Origin of the sequence: Paucibacter hankyongi (assembly GCF_037482915.1) — a bacterium.
Lineage (GTDB): Bacteria > Pseudomonadota > Gammaproteobacteria > Burkholderiales > Burkholderiaceae_C > Paucibacter_A > Paucibacter_A hankyongi.
The window spans coordinates 54,784-75,931 of sequence record NZ_JBBHJX010000001.1; the positions used below are offsets into that span (position 1 = coordinate 54,784).

Consider the following 21,148-nt stretch of genomic DNA (forward strand, 5'->3'; position numbering starts at 1 on the left):
GCCGGGCCTTGCGGCCCTAGGCTAGCCACCCATGCCACACCGTCTGACCACGCGCACCTGGGGATTGGCCCGCCCGCCGGCCATGAATGCAGCCGCCTTGCGGACCGAAAGGCGCTGGCGTTGGCCGGTGCTGATCGGCTTGCTGTGCACCATTCCCGCCTTCTATATCGAGTTGCTGGAGAACCTGCCCACGCCGCTGGCGGTGGGCATCTATCTCGGTGCGGCCGGCTTGATCATGCTGTCGCTCGCCTTGGTAGCGCGGCAAGTCAGCCACCCCAAACAGTACCTGCGCAGCAATGCGATGGATCTGATGCTGGTTGTCGGGCTGCTGGCGGCGGCCTTGCTGCCTCCCAGCGTGCACTCCGAACTGGCGCTCGGCCTGCGTTTGTTCGTCGCCTTGCAGACCCTGGTGCGCATGGTGTGGGCCATCAAATTCTGGGTCACCCGCGGCGGCTTGGGTTACTTGCTAGCCCTGGCCATGCTGGTGCTGTTTTTCTGCGGCGTCGGTTTTTGGGCCTTGGAGCCCCGCGTCAAAACCTTGGGCGACGGCCTCTGGCTGGCCTTCACCACCGCTGCGACGGTGGGTTATGGCGACATCGTGCCGAGCACCTCGGCGGCCAAGATCTTCTCCGTCTTCGTGGTGCTGCTGGGCTACGCCGTGCTGTCTTTGGTGACTGCGGCCATTGCGTCTTTCTGGGTCGAGTCGTCCGAGCGCCGCATGGAGCAAGACATCCTGCGCGATATGCATGCGCAGCTGCGCAAGGTGCATGAGGAACTGGCCGATCTGAAAGCGCTGATGAAATCAGGCCCAGACTGAGTCGAGTCGGCAAAGACTTAAGGAACGACGAAGACTAAAGCGCCAAGCGGTGCGACTGCAGCGCCAGCATGCCGTCGAAGATCAACGAGTCCATCAACTCATGCTCGATCTCCAGCGTGGGCGAGACCTTCCAGCCGGCACCACCGGTCATCAAGGTCACCGGCGCTTCGCCGGCGCGCTTGCTCAGATGCCGGTGCATGCGTTCGATCGCGCCCGTGATGGCGTAGGTGCCGCCGCTGGTCAAGGCATCCGAGGTGTTGGTGGGGAACTCCCTGACCTCGCCGGTGGGCACGCGCAAACCGGCCGTGCCGCCTTCCAGGGCGCGCAGCATGATGCCGTGGCCGGGCAGGATCAGCCCGCCCAGAAACTTGCCCTCGGCGTCCAGCGCATCCACCGTGACCGCCGTGCCAATCATGACCACCAAGGCCGCGCGAGGCTGGGCATACACGCCAGTGGCGCAGCGCGCCACCACATGCGAGCGAGCGCCAATCAGCGCCACAAAGCGATCCGCACCGAGCCGCCCGGGGTGGTCATAGCCATTGCTGACGCCACCGGCCTGGGCGCTAGAGACCGCCCAGCGGGCTTCCACATTCCACAACTCCAGCTGCTCCTCGACCCGGCGCCGAACGGCGTCACCCGCCACATTGCAACCGAGCACGCTGTGCGGTTCGGGCAGATGGCGCCAATCGCCTTCGGCCAATTGATCAATGGTCTCCAGAAACACCGCGCCATGCGCCAACAGCACGGCGCCGGGCTGTGGCGAGGCATAGAGTGCCCATTTCAGACGGGTGTTACCAATGTCGATGGCCAGAAAGCTCATGAAAGCAAGATGGAAAGCTGTCAACTAATGCCAGCCTAACAGCTCTTTCACTGCAATTTGGCGCTCAGGATGGCGAAGCCTGCGACGATATCGTGCAACGGGAGTCAAATCTTTCCATCGGGCCCGGTCACGCTTAGGCGCAACCGGTACAGCTAAGCGGCACAAACGATGCCGCAGGCCCGAACAGTTTGGACACGGCAGCGCTATGAAGTCTCTCTCCATCTCGGCACGCTTATGGATGCCGGTGATCGTATTGGCAGTTTTTGTGGTCCTGATGACCACGGTGGCATCCAGCCGCACCCAAGGCCTGATCACCAAGGCCCAAGCCACTCAACATGAGCAACAGCACAAGATCGAGATGGCCTTGCGCTGGCGCGGTCTGGTCGAGACCCAGGGCGCACGCCTGGCCGCCGCCGGAGAGGCCGACTTGCCCGAAGCCGCCAAGTCCGAGGCCCAAGCCAATGCGAGCGAAAGCGCCGATCTGCAAAAGCAGTTGGAAGCCCTCAGCACCGACAGCGAAGAGAAGCCCCTGCTCGACAAGATCAAGCGCGCCCAAGAGGACTACAGCGCCGGCAAGAGCAGCGCCCAACTGAAGACCTATTTGGACGCACAGCAAGTCTTCATCAAGCTGCAACTGGACAAATCCGATCGCCTGCGCGAGGCCGCCGGTGCCGAGCGCATGCGCACCGTCTGGATGGTGGCCCTGGTGATGGGCTTGATCGTGCTGGGCTTGGCCATCGCCACCCGCTTCTTGGTCAAAGCCATCAGCCAGCCTTTGCATCTGCTGGCCCAACAGGCCGAACGCATTGGCAGCGGCGACTTCAGCAGCCCCATCGCGCATGACCGCCAGGACGAGATCGGTGCCATGCAGGCCGCCCTGGGCGCCATGCAAGACGCGCTCAACCGCGTCGTCGGCGAAGTGCGCCGCAGCGCCGACAGCATCCAGACCGCCAGCACCGAGATCGCTTCCGGCAACTTGGACCTGAGCCAGCGCACCGAGCAAACCGCCTCCAATCTGCAGCAAGCGGCCAGCGCCATTGGTCAGCTGACCGGCGCGGTGCACCAAAGCGCCGACAGCGCCAGCACCGCGAATCAACTCGCCAGCACCGCCGCCCAGGTGGCGCAACGCGGTGGCCAGGTAGTCGGCCAGGTGGTCGCCACCATGGAAGAAATCAACAGCAGCTCCAAGCGCATCAACGACATTATTGGCGTGATCGACGGCATCGCCTTCCAGACCAATATCCTGGCCTTGAACGCCGCCGTGGAAGCCGCGCGAGCCGGCGAGCAAGGGCGAGGCTTTGCGGTGGTGGCCAGCGAGGTGCGCTCACTGGCGCAGCGCTCCGCCGAAGCGGCCAAGGAAATCAAGGCGCTGATCGGCGTCAGCGTGGACAAGGTCGAGGCCGGCACCCGCCTAGTGCAAGACGCCGGCAGCACCATGGACGAGATCGTCGCCAGCGTCGGCAAGGTCACCGACATCATTGGCGAGATCCGCGCCAGCACCGTCGAGCAAAGCTCGGGCATCAGCAGCGTCAATGGCTCGGTCGGTCAACTCGACCAGATGACCCAGCAGAACGCCGCCTTGGTGGAAGAAAGCGCGGCAGCAGCCGAGTCCCTGCGCGATCAAGCCAGCAAGCTGGCCGGCCTGGTCAGCGAATTCAAGCTGCAAGGGGCGAGCTACGGCGGCAAGTCCTCGGGCGCCATGGCCAGGACAGCGCAGGTTCAGAACGGCGCGAAGGTCGGCGGCGTCGCCGCTAGCGCCAAGTCAGCGCAAATCAGCAGTCAGGCCACCCTCAAGCCAAAGGCCTCAAGCGCCAACACGTCGAAGGCGCCAGCGCCCACTGCCCGTGCCGCAAGCCCGGCGCCCGCGCCCAAAGCGCCGGCCGCGGAAACCGTCGGCAACGACAGCGACTGGGAAACCTTCTAAACCGCCGAACGGCAGAGTTAGGCCTGCAGCGCCTCGGCCAGCGGGCACACGATGCCCCGCGCCCAGGACGCCGCGCTGACCGCGTTCAGCACATCGGCCTGAGAGACCACCTCGCCGATGATCAAAATGGCCGGGCTGCGTATGGCCTGCGCCGCCAGGCTTGCGCCCAAGCTGCCCAAGCTGCAAAGCACCTGGCGTTGCTCGGGTGTGTGCGCCGCGGCGATGGCAGCGGCCGGGGTCGCGGGGCTGAGGCCGCCCTCAATCAAGGCGGCCGTCAAGGCATCAATCCGGGCCAGGCCCATATAAATGACCAGGGTCAGGCCGCTGCGCGCCAGGGCCGCCCAGTCGGGGCCTTCACCGGCGGCGGCGCCCTCGCGGCTGTGGCCGGTCACAAAGGCCACGCCGGGCGCATGACGCCGGTCGGTGACCGGAATGCCAATGCTGGCCGGCGCGGCCATGCCGGCGGTGATGCCGCTGACCACCTCGACCGCAATGCCGGCTTCGCGCAAGGCGTCCACCTCTTCACCGCCTCGCCCGAACATGAAAGGGTCGCCGCCCTTGAGGCGCACCACCCGCGCCCCGCTGCGGGCTTCCCGAATCATTAAGTCATGGATGAAGCGCTGCTCGACCGACACGCAACCACCGCGCTTGCCAACATAAAGCACCCGTGCATTGGCAGAAGCCAAGGCCAGCACTCGCGCGTCCACCAGATCGTCGCTGAGGATCACCTCTGCCGCCTGAATGCGCTTGAGCGCCTTCAGCGTCAATAGCTCTGGATCTCCTGGGCCGGCGCCGACCAGACTGACGGGGGGGATGGAAGGTGTCACTGGCTGGAGTTTCATGATGCAACAGTCTCCTGAAAAGAGGTCGATGGGGCCGCGGGTATGACATCCACCAAACGGCGCAAACTCGGCAAGCAGGAGCCGCATTGCGTGCCACATTGCAGCGCGCTTTGCAGGCTTTTCAATCGCTCGGCGGGGCTGCCCGAGCATTGCTTCAATTGCAACTCAATGCGCTGCTGCGACACATCAAAGCAATTGCAGAGCTGTGGACTGCGGGCCTGGGCCGCCGCATCGGCCGCGGCCTCGAACTGCGCATCCGGCGCCAGCAAGCGGCGACCCAAGGGTGCCACCGCCCTGCCATCGCGCCACAGCGCTTGCAACCATTCGCCCTCACCCGCCGGCCCCACCCGCAACAGCGCCAACACTCGCGCATCCGGGCCGCTGTCGCTCAAGCGAAGACTGCGGCTGCGGCCGCGCTGCGCATCGGCGTAATGCAGCACTTGAGAACCGCGCAAATCCAGCGTTAGCGCAAAACGCGCCAGCAAGTCGCGCGGTAGCGGCCCTTGGCTGGCGCCCTCAAAACTCCACCCCTCCAAGCCAGCTGCTGCGCCAATGCCGGAAGCTGCAACGGGCACGCAGTGCGCGTAATCCAGCTCGGCCATCAAGGCCCGCAAGGCCCGGCCGACGCGCGCGGCCTCCGCCGCCGCGAGCCAAATCGAAGCACTCAGCCGCCAAGGCAGCTTGACGGCCTGCACATCAATGGCCGAGAGCTTCAGCTCCGGCTGCTTGGAGTCCGGGCAAAAAGCAGGCTGCGTCAAGGCATTGACGCCGTTCATCACCTGCCCTTGTGCATCGCAACCCGACACAAACTCCTGGCCCCAGTGCATCGGTAGATCGACCTGACCCAGTGCCAAAGCGAGGTCGCTTTGCACTGGCAGCGTGATCTGGCCTCGCGCCGAACTCACCGTGGCCATGGCGCCCTCGGCCAAGCCACGTCGCGCCATGTCTTGCGGATGCATCTGCAGGCGCGGCACTGCCGCATGGCCAAACAGTCGGCTGATGACACCGGTTCGACTCATGCCGTGCCACTGATCGCGCAGCCGCGTGGTGTTCAGTAACAAGGGGAACTTGGGCGATGCCGCTTCGGCGGGCGCTTGATAGGGCTTGGGCACAAACTGGGCGCGGCCATTCTCGGTCGCGAAGCGCCCTCCTTCATACAAGCGTTTAAGGCCGCTATGCGCGCCCTCGGGAAAGGGCCATTGCTGCGGGCCGTGCTGATCCAGCAGTTGATAGCTCAGGCCGCCGATGTCCAGATCGCGCCCGCGCGTGGCCGCGCGGTGCTCCAGCCACAAGGCCTCGCTGGAGTCGAAGTCCAGCAGCGGCGAGGCGGGGCGACCCAGCAGCGGCGCCAGAAGACGGGCCACATCGCGCACGATGCGCCAGTCGGCGCGGGCTTCGCCCGGTGGGGCCAAGGCCGCGCGCACCCGGCTGATGCGGCGCTCGCTGTTCGTGACCGTGCCCTCCTTCTCGCCCCAGGTCGAGGCTGGCAGCAGCACATCGGCAAAGGCCGCGGTGGCCGTGTCCGCAAAACACTCTTGCAGAATCACCAGCTCGCAGCGCTCCAGGGCACGCCGCACCAGGGCCTGGTCCGGCAGCGACTGCGCGGGGTTGGTGCAGGCAATCCACAAGGCCTTGATCTCGCCGCGGGCCGCGGCCTCGAACAACTCGATGGCGGTTTTGCCCGGCTCGCTCGGCAAGCTGTCCACGCCCCACAGCGCGGCCACCTCGGCACGGTGCGCGGGGTTGGCGGGGTCGCGGTGGCCGGGCAGCAAGCTGGCCATGCCGCCGACCTCGCGCCCGCCCATGGCATTCGGTTGTCCGGTCAGCGAAAAAGGCCCGGCGCCGGGCCGGCCGATCTGGCCGCAGGCCAGGTGCAGATTGATCAGCGCGGTGTTCTTGGCGGTGCCGCTGCTGCTTTGATTCAAGCCCTGGCAATACAGCGACAGCGTGGCCGGGCTTTGGGCAAACCAACGTGCCGCCAAGCGGATGTCCGCTTCAGAAACGCCGCAGATACGCGCCGCTTCCCGCGGGGTCATCTCGCGCGCCAAGGCCTTCAAATCGTCGAAGCCCTGGGTATGCGCGGCGATGAAGGACGCGTCGAGCAAGTCATCCCAGATCATCGAATGCAGCAGGCCCAAGCACAGGGCCACATCGCTGCCAGGGCGTATTTGCAGATGCAGATCGGCGAACTCGGCCGTTTCGGTGCGGCGCGGGTCGACGACGATGATCTTCATCGTCGGCTTGGCGGCCTTGGCGGCTTCCAGGCGCCGAAACAGGATGGGATGCGCCCAGGCCGGGTTGGCGCCGGTGATGAACACACAGTCCGCATGATCCAGGTCTTCATAGCAAGTAGGCGGCGCATCGCTGCCCAGCGACTGCTTGTAGCCCACCACCGCCGAGCTCATGCACAGGCGCGAATTGCTGTCGATATTGTTGCTACCGATCAGGCCGCGTGCCACCTTGTTGAAGGCCTGATAGTCCTCGCTCAGCAACTGGCCGGAGATGTAAAAACCAATCGCTTCTGGGCCGTGCTGCGCATGCACACGGGCCAAACTCTCGGCCACATGGCGGTTGACCTGCTCCCATGAAGCAGGCTGACGCTCGGCGCCTCTCTCCAGGCGCAGGCCCGGCTGCAGCAGCCGCCTCGTTTGCAACACCACGGGGCTGGCGCTCAGATGCAGGGTCTGGCCCTTGCTGCACAAACGGCCGTAATTGGCTGGATGCTCGGGATCGCCGCGCACCCCGGTGATCTGCACACCATCGCTCTCGATGATGACGCCACAACCGACGCCGCAATAGGGACAGGTGCTGCGCGTGTCCATACCCATGCTCAGCAAGCGCGGGTGCAGGGGCCGGCCTTGATGGGCTCGAACTCGGTGCCCAGCGTGTCCAACTCCGCTTGATTGAGCAAGACCTGACCCTCCGCAATGCGAACGCTGAACTTGGGCGTGCAGCCCTCATCGGGCGCCTGGGCCTGACCACTGTCCAGCGCAATCGTCCAGTTGTGCAGCGGGCAAGCCACCGCACGGCCGAACACGATGCCCTGGCTCAAGGGGCCGCCCTTGTGCGGACAACGGTCCAGCAAGGCATAGACGGCATCGTCGCTGGTGCGGAACAAAGCCACTTGCGGGCCCTTGGCGCGCTGCACGCGCCGAGAGCCCAGGACCGGGATATCGCCCAGCGCGCAAACTTCTTTCCATTCACTCATGCGAATTCTCCTGGGCAGTTCTCGAAGACAAACATCACAGCGGCTCGAACTGGCGCAGGTCCACCCGCGCCTTTTCAAAGTCGAACCAGGGGTCGGGCTCGCCCGCGAGCGCAAACTGCAGCTCGGCCCACAGCGCGCGGCGGCCGGCAGGGTCATCCAAGACCTTGGCCTTGACGTGGTCGAGCCCGACGCGCGAGACGTAATGCACCGTGCGCTCGAGATACCAGCCCTCCTTGCGGTAGAGCTGCATGAAGGCGCCGGTGTACTCCAGCACCTCCTGCGCCGTCTTCAGCTTGGTGAAGAAATGCGCCACCTCGGTCTTGATGCCGCCATTGCCCGCCACATACATCTCCCAGCCGCTGTCGACACCGATGATGCCGACGTCCTTGATGCCGGCCTCGGCACAGTTGCGCGGGCAACCGCTGACGGCGAACTTAACCTTGTGCGGCGCATACATGCCGACGAAGGCACGCTCCAAGTCCTTGCCCATCTGGGTGGAGTCTTGCGTGCCCATGCGGCACCACTCCGAGCCCACGCAGGTCTTCACCGTGCGCAGCGCCTTGGCATAGGCGTGGCCCGAGGGCATGCCGATGTCCTTCCAGACATTGACCAGGTCTTCCTTCTTGACGCCCAAGAGATCGATGCGCTGGCCACCGGTGACCTTGACGGTGGGGATCTTGTATTTGTCCACCGCGTCGGCGATGCGGCGCAACTCCGAGGCGCTGGTCTCGCCGCCCCACATGCGCGGGATCACGCTGTAGCTGCCGTCCTTCTGGATATTGGCGTGCGCCCGCTCATTGATGGCGCGACTCTGCGGGTCATCCACCGCCTCCTTGGGCCAGCTGGAAATCAGGTAGTAGTTCAGGGCGGGCCGGCAAGTCGGGCAGCCGTTCGGGGTCTTCCATTGCAGGGCCGCATAGACCTGATCCAGCGAGGTCAGATGCTGCGCAAAGATGGCGTCACGCACATCTTGATGGCTCAGCTCGGTGCAGGCGCAAACGGCCTTCTTCTTCGGCGTGGCCGAGTAGTCGCCGCCGGCGGTGAACATCAGCAACTGCTCCACCAGACCCGTGCAGGACCCGCAGGAGGCGCTGGCCTTGGTGTGCTTGCGCACCTCGTCCAAGGTGAAGAGGCCCTTGTCCTTGATGGCCTTGCAGATGGCGCCCTTGCTGACGCCATTGCAGCCGCAAACCTCGTCGCTGTCGAGCATGGCGGCCGCCTTGTTGTGGCCCTGGTGGCCCACGTCACCGATATTCGACTCGCCGAACATCAGCTTGTCGCGGATGTCCGCGACCTTGCGCCCCTCGCGCAGCAGCTTGAAGTACCAGCTGCCATCGACGGTGTCGCCATACAAACAGGCGCCGACCAATTGATCATTCTTGATCACCAGCTTTTTGTAGACGCCTGCGAAGGGGTCGCTCATGACGATCTCTTCACAGCCGTCGCCACCCATGAAGTCGCCGGCCGAGAACAGGTCAATGCCGGTGACCTTCAGCTTGGTGCTGGTCTGGCTGCCCTGGTAGCGCCCGATGCCAAACTGGGCCAGGTGGGTAGCGCAGACCTTGCCCTGCTCGAACAGTGGGGCCACCAGGCCGTAAGCAATGCCGCGATGCGCTGCGCATTCGCCGACCGAGTAGATGCGCGGATCGGTGACGGTCTGCAAGGTGTCGCTGACGACGATGCCGCGATTGCAGTGGATACCGGCGCTCTCGGCCAAGGCCGTGTTGGGGCGGATGCCCGCAGCCATCACGACCAGATCGGCCGGGATCTCTTGACCGCCCTTGAAGCGCACCGCCATCACTCGACCGTCCTTATCGGGGATCAGCGCCTCGGTGTGCGCGCCCAGCAAGAACTTCAGGCCGCGCGCCTGCAGCGACTTGCGCAGAAGATCACCCGCCACATCGTCGAGTTGGCGTTCCATCAGCCAGTCGCCAATGTGCACCACCGTCACCTGCATGCCCCGCAGCATCAGTCCGTTAGCAGCCTCCAGCCCCAGGAGGCCACCGCCGATCACCACCGCATGTTGGTAGCGGGTGGCTGCGGCAATCATGGTCTCGGTGTCGGCGATGTCGCGGTAGGCGATCACACCGTCCAGATCCTTGCCAGGCACCGGCAGAATGAAGGGGCTGGAGCCGGTGGCAATCAGCAGGCGGTCATAGGGCGCCTCGGTGCCATCGGCGGCAATGACTCTGCGCCGCTGCCGGTCGATCTGCGTCACCGTCTTGCCCAGGTGCAGGCTGATGTTGTGCTCCACATACCAGTCGAGCGGATTGAGGATGATCTCGTCAATCGTCTGCTCGCCGGCCAGCACCGGGCTCAAGAGAATGCGGTTGTAGTTGGGGTGCGGCTCGGCGCCGAAGACCGTGATGTCGTACAGATCGGGGGCGATCTTCAGCAGCTCTTCCAGCGTGCGCACGCCGGCCATGCCATTGCCGATCAGCACCAGCTTCTGTTTCACCGTGGGAAAGTTTGCGGCGGCATTCATGCGCTCACCTCATGACGTGCGTGGCGGGTGTAAAGGAAATCAATCACCGCCTTGCGTGCGGCGATGTAGCGGGGGTCTTCGGCCAGCTCGACGCGCTTGCGCGGATGCGCCAAGTCCACCGAAAGGATTTCGCCGATGGTGGCGGCGGGCCCGTTGGTCATCATCACGATGCGGTCACTCAGCAAGACGGCTTCGTCCACATCGTGGGTCACCATCACCACCGTGCTCTGCGTGCGGGCCACGATCTTCAGCAGCTCGTCCTGCAAATGCGCGCGGGTCAAGGCGTCCAGCGCACCAAAAGGCTCATCCATCAGCAAGACCTTGGGCTCCATGGCCAGGGCACGGGCGATGCCAATGCGCTGCTTCATGCCGCCGGAGATTTCATGCGGACGCTTGTGCGCGGCGTGGCTCATGCCGACCAGTTCCAGCGCGGCCGCCGTACGCTCGGCCAGTCGCGCCGGCGCCTCGCGCTTGCCGAACACCGAGTCCACGCCCAAGAGCACGTTCTCAAAGCAGCTCAACCAAGGCAGCAGCGAGTGGTTCTGGAACACCACCGCACGCTCAGGGCCGGGCTCGCTCACCTCGCGCTGGTCGCACAAGACCACACCGCTGCTGGGCCGCAGCAGGCCGGCAATCAGGTTCAGCAAGGTCGACTTGCCGCAACCCGAGTGGCCGATCAAGGTGATGAACTCGCCGCGTGCAACGCTCAGATTGATCTCGCGCAGCGCATGGAAACGACCCTTGCGGGTGTTGAACACCATCTCGGCGTCCTGCACTTCAATGAAGTTTTTGCTTGTCATGATGGGACTCAGTCCTCAAAAGAGAAGCGCTTGGCGATGCTCATCAGCAGCCATTCCAAAGCCAAGCCGACCGTGCCGATCACGAAGATGGCGATGATGATGTGCTTGACGTTCAGGTTGTTCCACTCGTCCCAGACCCAAAAGCCAATGCCCACGCCGCCGGTCAACATCTCGGCCGCCACGATCACCAACCAGGCCGTGCCCACCGACAGGCGCACACCGGTCAACATATAGGGCAGCACGGCCGGAAAGAGAATCTTGGTGATGACCTTCCATTCCGACAGCTTCAGCACACGCGCCACGTTCAGATAGTCCTCGGGCACGCGCTGCACGCCGACGGCGGTGTTGACCACCATGGGCCAGATCGAGCAGATGAAGATGGTCCAGATCGCCGCCGGATTGGCGCTCTTGAACACCAGCAAGCCAATCGGCAACCAGGCCAGCGGCGACACCGGTTTGAGCAGGCTGATCAGCGGCGACACCATGCGGCTGGCAAACTCAAAACGGCCGATGATGAAACCTAGCGGAATGCCCACCGCAGCCGCCAGTCCAAAGCCCAGGGCCACGCGCTGCAGCGAGAACAAGATGTTCCAGCCTATGCCTTGATCGTTGGGCCCCTTGCTGTAGAAAGGATCCGAAAAGAGTTGGACGGCGGCATCGAAGGTGGCTGCCGGCGTGGGAAAGGGGCCGGGTTTTTGGGTCGCCAGAGCCCACAGCCCGACCATCAAGGCCAGCCCCAAAATCGGCGGCAGCACCCGCATCCAAAGGGCTCGCCAGTCAAAGGGCTGAGGCGGCGCCTTGGGAGCCGGCTTTGCTGGGCGGGCCGGGCTGCTTGCTACCGGCGGAGCCAGCTCGACGCTGACCTCGCGTGGGGAATGGAATACGGCGCTGACCATGGCGATCTCCTAATTCAATGGGGCTGAACTCAAGCCTTGACCTTGAAGGCATCGGCGTACTTGGCCGGATCTTTGCCGTCCCAGACCACGCCGTCGATCAGCTTGGAGCTGCGCATCACGTCCCTGGGGATGTTGACCTTCAGGGCCGAGGCGGCTTCCTTGTAGAGATCGATCTGGTTGACCTGCTTGGCCACGGCCAGGTAATCGGGGTGATCCTTCAGCAAGCCCCAACGCTTGTGCTGGGTCAGGAACCACATGCCGTCGCTCAAGTAGGGGAAGTTGACCGCGCCATCATTGAAGAACTTCATGTGGTTGGGGTCGTCCCAGGTCTTGCCCAGGCCGTTCTGGTAGCGCCCCAGAATGCGCTGGTTGATCGCATCAACCCCGGTGTTCACATAACTCTTTTCCGCGATGGTGTCGGCCATCTTCAGCTTGTTCTGCAGGCCGGCGTCGATCCAGCGGCCGGCCTCCAGCACGGCCATGATGACGGCGCGCGCGGTGTTGGGGTACTTCTTGACGAACTCGCCGCTGCTGGCCAAGACCTTCTCGGGATGGTCCTTCCAGATGTCCTGGGTGGTGACCGCGGTGACGCCGATGCCATCGACGATGGCGCGGTGGTTCCAGGGCTCGCCGACGCAGTAGCCGTCCATATTGCCGACCCGCATATTGGCCACCATCTGTGGCGGCGGCACGGTGATGACCTTGGCGTCTTTGATCGGGTTGATGCCATGCGCCGCCATCCAATAGTTCAGCCACATCGCGTGGGTGCCGGTGGGGAAGGTTTGCGCAAAGGTGTACTCGCGCTTGTCCGTGGCCATCAGCTTGGCCAAGGAGGCGCCGTCCACCGCACCCTTTTCGGCCAACTTCTTGGACAGGGTGATGGCCTGGCCGTTGTTGTTCAGGGTCATCAACACGGCCATGTCTTTTTTCGGCCCGGCTATGCCCAGATGCACGCCATAGATCAGGCCGTAGAGCGAATGCGCCATGTCCAGCTCGCCATTGACCAGCTTGTCGCGCACGCCGGCCCAGGAGGCTTCTTTGGTGGGCACGATCTTGACGCCGTACTTTTTGTCGAAGCCCAGCACCGAGGCCATCACCACCGAGGCGCAGTCGGTCAGCGGGATGAAGCCGATGCGCACTTCTTCTTTCTCTGGCTTGTCGGAGCCCGCGGCCCAAGCGCCACCGGGCAGGCTGGCGGCCAGACCTGCGGCCGCACCGGCCAGCAATTTGCGACGTTCCGCGCTCATCAACACTCCTTTGGATTGCAGGGGCTTGCTCATCAACATCTCCAGTCAGAAAACAAAAACGGCGCCTCGACCGGCTGCCGCTTCACAAAGGAAAGCTGCAGCTGTGGTCGGACGCCGTTGTCCGTCGAACGATTTACTGATGTGGCCCACGCCGTTGCGGGCCTCAAGGTCTTATTAGCAGTAAGCGTGCCAGGTCTTTTTGCCCTTCATTGCCATGCTCATGCACGTTTTGCAGGCCCAAGTGCCAGAAACTTGCGCCACTTTGGTGCGACGCAGCATGTTGCCGTGCATGGCTTGGCGAGCGCGCCCACGCACTCAGCTCGAACGAAGCAAGGCCTGCGCCTCAATGATGCGGTCCGCCACCTCGATCAGCGGCACGCCACGGTCCATGGCCAAGCGCCGCATGCGCTTGTAGGCGGCGTCTTCGTCCAGGCCCATTTCGCTCATCAAGATGCCCTTGGCGCGCTCGATCTGTTTGCGGCCGCTCAGCTGCGCCTGCGCCTTGCTCAGCTCCTGTCGCAGGGCTAGGTCTTGCTCAAATCGTGCAATCGCCACCTGCAGCACCGAGGCCAAGCGCTCGGGCTGCAAACCGGCCACCACATAGGCGCTGACGCCGGCCTTCAAGGCCCGCCGCATCGGGTCATGGCTGCCATCTTCGGCGAACACGACCACCGGGTGCGGCAGCTGGGCCGACAAGGCGGCCAGGTTTTCCAGCGTATCGCGCGTCGGCGATTCGCTGTCCACAATCACCACATCGGGCTTCAAACGCAGCACACAGTCGTGGATCAAGGTGGCCTGCTCGATGACGCCCACCACATCGCAACCCTGCCGCGCCAGCTCCTGTTGAATCAGCTGCACCCGGTGCGCGCCATCATCAATCAGCAGCACGCGCAGGCCAGGCTGAGGCTCAGGGTTTGAAGACGAAGGGATTGGGCTTTGCATGATGACTCAATGGATAGTGCCCATCACGCAAAGATCATGCCCGCACCGCCTCCTGCCCGTCAAAAATGGGGTCAGAGTCAGTTTTCCAACGCGAAGACCGACGCTCTTGCCTTGGCCGCAGCCCATTTCAAATAGATTTGACGTTTACGTAAACGTCAATCAAGCCCTAGAATCGCCGAAGTTTTGCTGCTACAAAAGGCGGCCCCGTCCGTGGGCTGCCGCTGGAGACCTTTGATGACCGACCTGTCCGCCGAATCCAAAGCCCTGGCCAATTACCGCCCGACGAACAAGGTGCGCTTCGTCACCGCCGCCAGCCTGTTCGACGGCCACGACGCCGCCATCAACATCATGCGTCGCATCCTGCAAGGCATGGGCGCCGAGGTCATCCACCTGGGCCACAACCGCTCGGTTGACGAGGTGGTGACCGCCGCGCTGCAAGAAGACGCGCAAGGTATCGCCATCAGCTCTTACCAGGGCGGCCATGTCGAGTACTTCAAATACATGGTCGAGTTGCTGAAGCAACGCGGCGGCGAACATATCCAAGTCTTTGGCGGCGGCGGCGGCGTGATCGTGCCGGCCGAGATCCGCGATCTGGCAGAACATGGCGTGCGCATCTTCAGCCCCGAGGACGGCCAGCGCATGGGCCTGCAGGGCATGATCGGCGAGATGGTGATGAAGGCCGACCAGGACTTCAGCGTCTACGCACCCAAGGCCCTGAGCGCCCTGCAAGGCCACAGCGAAGCCGCCTGGCGCGCCCTGGCCCAACTGATCACCGCGCTGGAAAACGACAAGGCCGATGCGAATCTGGTGGCCGAGCTGCAAGCCGCCGCCAAGAGCATCCGCGTTCCCGTGCTGGGCATCACCGGCACCGGCGGCGCCGGTAAGTCCAGCCTGACGGACGAGTTGATCCGCCGCCTGCGCCTGGACCAGAACGACACGCTGCGCGTGGCCGTCATCTCCATTGACCCCTCGCGCCGCAAGAGCGGTGGCGCCCTGCTGGGCGACCGCATCCGCATGAACGCGATTGGTCCCTGGAGCCAAGGTGCTCGCGTCTTCATGCGCAGCCTCGCCACGCGCGACTTCGGCAGCGAAATCTCCCCCGCCCTGCCCGACGCGATCGCCGCCGCCAAGGTGGCCGGTTTCGACCTGATCATTGTGGAAACCTCCGGCATCGGCCAGGGCGATGCGGCCATCGTTCCGCATGTGGACGTGCCCATGTATGTGATGACGCCCGAGTTCGGCGCCGCCAGCCAGCTCGAGAAGATCGACATGCTGGACTTCGCCGAGTTCGTGGCCATCAACAAATTCGACCGCAAGGGCGCGCTGGACGCGATCCGCGATGTCGCCAAGCAGGTGCAGCGCAACAAGGAAGCCTTCACCACGCCGCCCGAGCAGATGCCGGTCTTCGGCACCATGGCCAGCCGTTTCAATGACGACGGCGTCACCGCGCTTTACCAAGCGCTGAAGCCGCGTCTGGCCGAACTCGGCCTGCAAATGAAGGACGGCCGCCTGCCGATGGTGGCCACACGCCACAGCACCCACCAGACCCCAGTGGTGCCCGCTGCGCGTGTGCGTTATCTGGCCGAGATTGCCGACAGCGTGCGCGGCTACAAAAAGCGCGCCCGTGCCCAAGCCACGCTGGCGCGCGAGATTCAGCAGCTGTGGGGCAGTTCACGCATGCTGCTGGAAGCCAACCCGGACAAGCACCGCGCCCGCGACGCCTTGGCCGAGCTCGCTGGCGCGCGTGAAACGCAAATGGACGGCGCCGCCCGCAAGCTGCTGGCCCAATGGCCGGACATGCAAAAAGCCTATGCCGGCGACGAGTACGTGGTGAAGATCCGCGACAAAGAGATCCGCACCAACCTCGTCCACACCAGCCTCTCGGGCACCAAGATCCGCAAGGTCGTGCTGCCGCACTACGAATGCCATGGCGAGTTGCTGAAGTGGCTGCTGCTGGAAAACGTGCCGGGCAGCTTCCCCTACACCGCCGGCGTGTTCGCCTTCAAGCGCGAAGGTGAGGACCCGACTCGTATGTTCGCCGGCGAGGGCGACGCCTTCCGCACCAACCGTCGCTTCAAGCTGGTGTCCGAGGGCATGCCCGCCAAGCGCCTGTCCACCGCCTTTGACTCGGTCACGCTCTACGGCGCCGACCCGGCACCGCGGCCGGACATCTACGGCAAGGTCGGCAATTCTGGTGTGTCCATCGCGACGCTGGACGATATGAAGGTGCTGTACGACGGCTTCGACCTGTGCAGCCCGACGACGTCCGTCTCGATGACCATCAACGGCCCGGCACCGACGATTCTGGCCATGTTCATGAACACGGCTATCGACCAGAACATTGCGAAGTTCAAAACCGACAACGGCCGCGAGCCGACCGCCGACGAAGCCGCCAAGATCAAGGACTGGGTGCTGGCCAATGTGCGCGGCACCGTGCAGGCCGACATCCTGAAGGAAGACCAGGGCCAGAACACCTGCATCTTCTCGACCGAGTTCTCGCTCAAGGTGATGGGCGACATCGCCGAGTACTTCGTGCACCACAATGTGCGCAACTTCTACTCCGTCTCAATCAGCGGTTATCACATCGCCGAGGCTGGCGCCAACCCGATCAGCCAGCTGGCGCTGACGCTCTCCAACGGCTTCACCTTTGTGGAAGCCTATCTGGCGCGCGGCATGCACATCGATGACTTCGCGCCGAATCTGAGCTTCTTCTTCTCTAACGGCATGGACCCCGAGTACACCGTGCTCGGCCGTGTCGCCCGCCGCATCTGGGCCGTGGCCATGCGCGACAAATACGGCGCCAACGAACGCAGTCAGAAGCTGAAATATCACATCCAGACTTCCGGCCGCAGCCTACACGCGCAGGAGATCCAGTTCAACGACATCCGCACCACGCTGCAGGCCCTGATCGCCATCTACGACAACTGCAACAGCCTGCACACCAACGCCTTCGACGAGGCGATCACGACGCCGACCGAAGAATCGGTGCGCCGCGCCATGGCCATCCAGCTGATCATCAACCGCGAGTGGGGCCTGGCCAAGAACGAGAACCCATCACAAGGCGCCTTCATCATCGAAGAGCTGACCGAACTGCTGGAAGAAGCGGTGCTGAGTGAGTTCGAAAAGATCGCCGAACGCGGCGGCGTGCTGGGTGCCATGGAAACCGGCTATCAGCGCAGCAAGATCCAGGAAGAGAGCATGCATTACGAAATGCTCAAGCACACCGGCGAGTACCCCATCATCGGTGTCAACACCTTCCGCAACCCGCATGGCGACCAGGTGCTGGAGAGCATCGAGCTGGCCCGCTCCACCGACGAAGAAAAGCAAAGCCAGCTGCACCGCCTGCGCGACTTCCACGCCAGCCATGCGGCCGACAGCGCCACTCAGTTGCAGCGCCTGCAGCAGGCCGTCATCGACAACAAGAATGTCTTTGAGGTGCTGATGGACGCGGTGCGCGTCTGCTCGCTGGGCCAGATCACCTCGGCGCTGTTCGAAGTGGGCGGGCAATACCGGCGCAGCATGTAAGCCCGTCCGCTTGGCGGGCAAGACCCTCGCCAAGAGCTTCGCCAACAAGGCCTCCTCGTGAGGCCTTTTTCATTGCTGCGAGCGAAGGCTCAAGCGATCAAGAACTCCAGCGACCCGGCTCTTCCCAAAGCTCGCTGCGGCGCAGCGGTGTGGCGGCCGGCAGCAAAGGGTTGCGCAGCGCCAGCACATGGCGATCATGCAAGTCCAACCGTTTGGAATGCTGCCGCATATGCTGCTTGAACAAGGCCTGCAAACTGCCCTCGCTAAGGGCGCGCTCCATCCCGCGACTGAGGTCGTCTGCCAAGCGTGGCTCGCGGGGGCTGACAAAGAAGTAAAAAGCCGTCGGATAGCGCAAGAGCAAGCCGGGCGCGATGACCAAATCATGCTGCGCGCCAAAGCGCGCCAGGTCATCCTCAATCTCCAGCACCGACCGCGGAAAGTAATCGGTGCGCCCGCGCTCCAGCATGGCGAACAAGCTGGCGTAGGCGCTGCCGGTGCCAACCTTCAAGCCATTGGCCTGCAGGATCTGCGTGTCGGGCCAGTCATACATTTGGCCGGCGGTCAAGGCCGCTAACTCGTCCAAGCTGCGAATGTTGGCAAAGCGCTGTTGATCAGCCCGCCTCACCAACAAGAGACGCCAGCCCATCAAACCGCGATCGAGCGGGATGCGCAGGGGCAGCAGCGCTCGCTCGCGCGCCTCGCTGGTCATGCTCCAAAGAATATCAACCGGCCCCTGGCCCGAACTCAAGCGCCGAATCGCCTGCCCTTGACCCAGCGGCTGCGGCACCGGCTGCATCCGGTAAGGCACGCCGCAAAGCTCAAGCGCCAGCTTCAGCACCTCCATGCAGTAGCGCCGAAACGGGTCTTCCTGCCCGCCAAACAATGGATAGCGGATCTGCCGAGGCACGGCTGAGGACGCTGAAGACGCTGCGGCGGCCATGGGCGCGGAAGTAGCCACAAGCGGCGCAACCGCCGAAGTCCAAGACAAGGCGGTCGGCAAAGACAGACTAAGCAGCAGCGAGCGACGATCCATCGTGACGAGTGGAGGCAAACAAAGCCTGCGCACATTGTGCTGCGCCAGGATCTCACTGTCATCAGGGCTCAGCCCGCACTGAGTTCAAACCTACAAGGGCAGGATGAAGCGCCGCTTGACCAACTCTTGCGCGCCTTGGCGCCGGCAAAAGCCTGCGGCGGCTTCGTTCCACTCCGGCGTTTGCCAGTGCCGCTGGCGACAAGCCTGAGCTCGCGCAAAGATGCACTCGCGCCTCAGCAAGACCTGACCCCAGCCTTGACCACCGCGCAGCGCTCATGAAGAAGGCCTCCAACGGAGGCCTTCATTCATTGGTATTGAATGCGCAGCAGGCAGGTCACTCAGCCCACCAACCGTTCATTCAAGCACTCACTCTGGGAAGCATCAAACAATCAAAGCGCCGAGCGCTTGCGCCGTGCCAGGCCCGCGCCCGCCAAACCCAGGGCCACCAAGGCCAGGGAAGCGGGCTCAGGGACGTTGGTGTTCGGCAAGGAGGCGGAGCTGACATTCAGAATGTCAAAGGCCCAGGCATTGCTGAAGCCGTTGAAAGAACCATCTCCGTAGAACCCTTCAGCGAGCGTGGGGCCTAAGGCGTCATTTCCGTAAGAAACAACCGCGACCCGATAGTCGCCCGCAGCCAAGGTTGCGTCGACGCAGGCATCCCGAATTCTTCCGTTGGGGGCTGCATTGACTGCCGAAGGGCCGCAACCACCAGAATCTTTCGAATCATCGTTCTGGGCCAGCAACAGGCCATCGCTATTGAACAAAGCGAGCACGCTGTCAAAGCCGCCATGGTGCACCACCGTGCCGTCGGCCTGCGTGCCGCCGCCGTAGCCATAAGACACGAGTCGCACGGTGGACGAGCCATCGGCCTTGAAGTTAAAGAACTGCACTTCATTAGCATCTGCGAAAGTGCCCTTGAAGGAGAAGTTCACAGGGCCCGCCTGAGCCGCCAAGGACACGAAAGCCAAGCCCATGGCCGCACTCAATTGTTTCAACTTATCAGTCAACATAAACAATTACTCTCAAATACTTTTTATTGAATTAACAAACAGCTGTCGCTGCCCCACCCTGCAAAAGACGCAGCCAAGCCGCGACGAGCACTGGGGTTTCCACCCGCGGCTTGGCTGGCGACAATGTAGCCGATTGACTGTTGAGTTATGCGGCCACTAAAAAGTGGCTTTTACCCAAAACAAAGGTCCTGCTTCCGCACCCCTCGCCTGACCTTCTGATGAGGCCGGATCGCAACCGACGAGGGCCGCACCCTCAGCACAAGCCCAGACAAGGAAAGCTCCATGGCCCGCGCGACCGCAGCATTCGCCGCCAAGACTAGCGACGTCAGCATTGAGTTGGCGCGCTCCACCAACGAAGAGATGCAATCACAGCTGTACCAACTGCGCGACTTCCACGCTGCCCGCCGCACCGGGTCGGGTGCGTTGCTGGCGCGCCTGCAGCAGGCGGTGATGGCCAACAACATCTTCGAAGTCTTGATGGATGCGGTGCAGGTCTGCTCCTTGGGCCAGATCACCTCGGCGCTGTTTGAGGTGGGCGGGCAGTATCGCCGCAGCATGTAAATCGGCCAGGGGCCATGGCCCGATACCAAGCGTCAAAAGGCCTCCCTTGGGAGGCCTTTTTGCTAACCTCATCGGCGCAAATCAGGGGGCGCTTCAGCGCGCTGCATTAACACCCTACTTCATCACCCTACTTCAGCGCCCTACTTCAGCGCGGCGCTTTGAGCGCGATGACCGCCGCATCGCTGTGGTCCATATTCACATGCTCGCGCACCCATGGCTCCGGCATGTATTGCAAGTAGAGGCGCTGCAGGCTGCCGTCTTGCACCAGCGCCGCCACCGCCGCGCGGATGCGCGACCTGTCGGCCTCGGAGACGCGCTGGCGCGACAGGTACAAGCCGATCTGCGCCGGGGGCAAGCCCTGCAGTGCAGTCATGGCGAAGTCTTCCGCCTGCCGATTCGGCGCATGCGGGCCGCCCGACTGCAGGCGCCCCAAGATGAAGGAGGCCGGCAAGAGGCTGAAATCGGCCAGGCCATTGATCAAGCGCTCGGTCACGCGCGGCACGTCGGTGACGTAATCAACCCTGCCCTGCGCCTCCAACTGCTTGACCAGTTGTTCGTAGGCGTCGCCCCAGCTGTAGCTGCGCGGCAAGGCCACACGCCCGGTCTGTTGCAACAAGGCTGCCGTGTCGGCCAACTCAAACTGGCGTTTACGCATGGATACCAACAAGGTCGAGGTCGTCACCATCGGCATGAACAGCCCGACCTTGTCGCGTTCACTGGTGCGGGTGGCGGGCAGCAAGACGCTGGTTTCGCCGCCCTCCACAAAGCTGCGCACCACCCTGGCCCGCGGCAACAGCCGGTACTGGATGTCTAACTCGCAACGCTGACCGACCAAGCGCAAGAAATCGGCAAAGATGCCGCGCACCGTGGCGCCCTCGGCGATCACACTCGGCGGGTTATGCCCCACCTCGACCAGCAGCGTTTGCCGACCATTCGCTCGCACCCGCGTCGCCACAGCCCAGAGCGCGGTGGCCAGCAGGAGCGAGCGACGATGGAGGCATGTCTTGTTCATGCGGCCTTGCGGGCGTGATCAGAAGA

At 63.6% G+C, this 21,148-nt stretch carries 15 protein-coding genes and 1 pseudogene; 4 read left to right on the forward strand and 12 right to left on the reverse strand.

Annotation, left to right across the window (positions count from 1 at the left end):
- The first annotated feature begins 31 nt into the window (after positions 1-31).
- Positions 32-817 carry a potassium channel family protein gene (locus WG899_RS00235; RefSeq protein WP_339593610.1) on the forward strand — a complete coding sequence of 262 codons (786 nt, stop codon included), beginning with the start codon at positions 32-34 and terminating at the stop codon, positions 815-817.
- 34 nt (positions 818-851) lie between these two features.
- Here WG899_RS00235 and WG899_RS00240 read toward each other — a convergent pair whose 3' ends face one another.
- A complete protein-coding gene (locus WG899_RS00240; RefSeq protein WP_339593611.1) occupies positions 852-1,637 on the reverse strand; it encodes a type III pantothenate kinase in 786 nt (261 codons plus the stop codon).
- Between the two features lie 205 nt (positions 1,638-1,842).
- Here WG899_RS00240 and WG899_RS00245 point away from each other — a divergent pair, with 205 nt between their 5' ends.
- Entirely contained in the window at positions 1,843-3,561 is a 1,719-nt protein-coding gene (locus WG899_RS00245; RefSeq protein ID WP_339593612.1) for a methyl-accepting chemotaxis protein, read from the forward strand.
- A 17-nt stretch (positions 3,562-3,578) separates the two neighbouring features.
- Here WG899_RS00245 and cobA read toward each other — a convergent pair whose 3' ends face one another.
- The 8 genes from cobA to WG899_RS00285 form a co-directional block, all read right to left on the reverse strand.
- On the reverse strand, positions 3,579-4,403 hold the full coding sequence (gene cobA, locus WG899_RS00250; RefSeq protein ID WP_339593613.1) for a uroporphyrinogen-III C-methyltransferase: 825 nt from the start codon (positions 4,401-4,403) through the stop codon (positions 3,579-3,581).
- Entirely contained in the window at positions 4,400-7,231 is a 2,832-nt protein-coding gene (locus WG899_RS00255) for a nitrate reductase (RefSeq protein ID WP_339593614.1), read from the reverse strand. Before WG899_RS00255 ends, cobA begins: the two co-directional genes overlap by 4 nt.
- Positions 7,232-7,233: 2 nt before the next feature.
- Positions 7,234-7,611 carry a nitrite reductase small subunit NirD gene (gene nirD / locus WG899_RS00260; protein WP_339593615.1) on the reverse strand — a complete coding sequence of 126 codons (378 nt, stop codon included), beginning with the start codon at positions 7,609-7,611 and terminating at the stop codon, positions 7,234-7,236.
- Between the two features lie 34 nt (positions 7,612-7,645).
- Entirely contained in the window at positions 7,646-10,096 is a 2,451-nt protein-coding gene (gene nirB / locus WG899_RS00265) for a nitrite reductase large subunit NirB (RefSeq protein ID WP_339593616.1), read from the reverse strand.
- On the reverse strand, positions 10,093-10,896 hold the full coding sequence (locus WG899_RS00270; RefSeq protein ID WP_339593617.1) for an ABC transporter ATP-binding protein: 804 nt from the start codon (positions 10,894-10,896) through the stop codon (positions 10,093-10,095). The genes nirB and WG899_RS00270 overlap by 4 nt, the downstream gene beginning before the upstream one ends.
- A gap of 8 nt (positions 10,897-10,904) precedes the next feature.
- Complete coding sequence (gene ntrB / locus WG899_RS00275; RefSeq protein ID WP_339593618.1) at positions 10,905-11,792, reverse strand: nitrate ABC transporter permease; 888 nt, start codon at positions 11,790-11,792, stop codon at positions 10,905-10,907.
- A gap of 29 nt (positions 11,793-11,821) precedes the next feature.
- Positions 11,822-13,072 (reverse strand): CmpA/NrtA family ABC transporter substrate-binding protein, encoded by a 1,251-nt coding sequence (locus WG899_RS00280; protein WP_339593619.1) that lies wholly within the window; start codon positions 13,070-13,072, stop codon positions 11,822-11,824.
- A gap of 282 nt (positions 13,073-13,354) precedes the next feature.
- The gene (locus tag WG899_RS00285) at positions 13,355-13,981 is read right to left on the reverse strand and encodes an ANTAR domain-containing response regulator (RefSeq protein WP_339593620.1); all 627 of its coding nucleotides are present in this window, start codon (positions 13,979-13,981) and stop codon (positions 13,355-13,357) included.
- Positions 13,982-14,215: 234 nt separating this feature from the next.
- Between WG899_RS00285 and icmF the strand changes: the two genes are divergently transcribed.
- Positions 14,216-17,506, forward strand: a complete 3,291-nt coding sequence (gene icmF, locus WG899_RS00290) for a fused isobutyryl-CoA mutase/GTPase IcmF (protein WP_339593621.1) — start codon at positions 14,216-14,218, stop codon at positions 17,504-17,506.
- 97 nt (positions 17,507-17,603) lie between these two features.
- Here the strand turns inward: icmF and WG899_RS00295 are convergent, their stop codons facing one another.
- Together WG899_RS00295 and WG899_RS00300 are read right to left on the reverse strand one after the other, a co-directional pair.
- Positions 17,604-18,539 carry a substrate-binding periplasmic protein gene (locus tag WG899_RS00295; RefSeq protein WP_339593622.1) on the reverse strand — a complete coding sequence of 312 codons (936 nt, stop codon included), beginning with the start codon at positions 18,537-18,539 and terminating at the stop codon, positions 17,604-17,606.
- Between the two features lie 389 nt (positions 18,540-18,928).
- Positions 18,929-19,549, reverse strand: coding sequence for a DVUA0089 family protein (locus WG899_RS00300; RefSeq protein ID WP_339593623.1), 621 nt, complete (start codon positions 19,547-19,549; stop codon positions 18,929-18,931).
- Between the two features lie 327 nt (positions 19,550-19,876).
- Here WG899_RS00300 and WG899_RS00305 point away from each other — a divergent pair.
- Positions 19,877-20,110 (forward strand): annotated as a pseudogene (locus WG899_RS00305) (hypothetical protein); the annotation flags it as partial.
- A gap of 145 nt (positions 20,111-20,255) precedes the next feature.
- Here WG899_RS00305 and WG899_RS00310 read toward each other — a convergent pair.
- The gene (locus WG899_RS00310) at positions 20,256-21,122 is read right to left on the reverse strand and encodes a substrate-binding periplasmic protein (RefSeq protein WP_339593625.1); all 867 of its coding nucleotides are present in this window, start codon (positions 21,120-21,122) and stop codon (positions 20,256-20,258) included.
- Positions 21,123-21,148 lie beyond the last annotated feature (26 nt).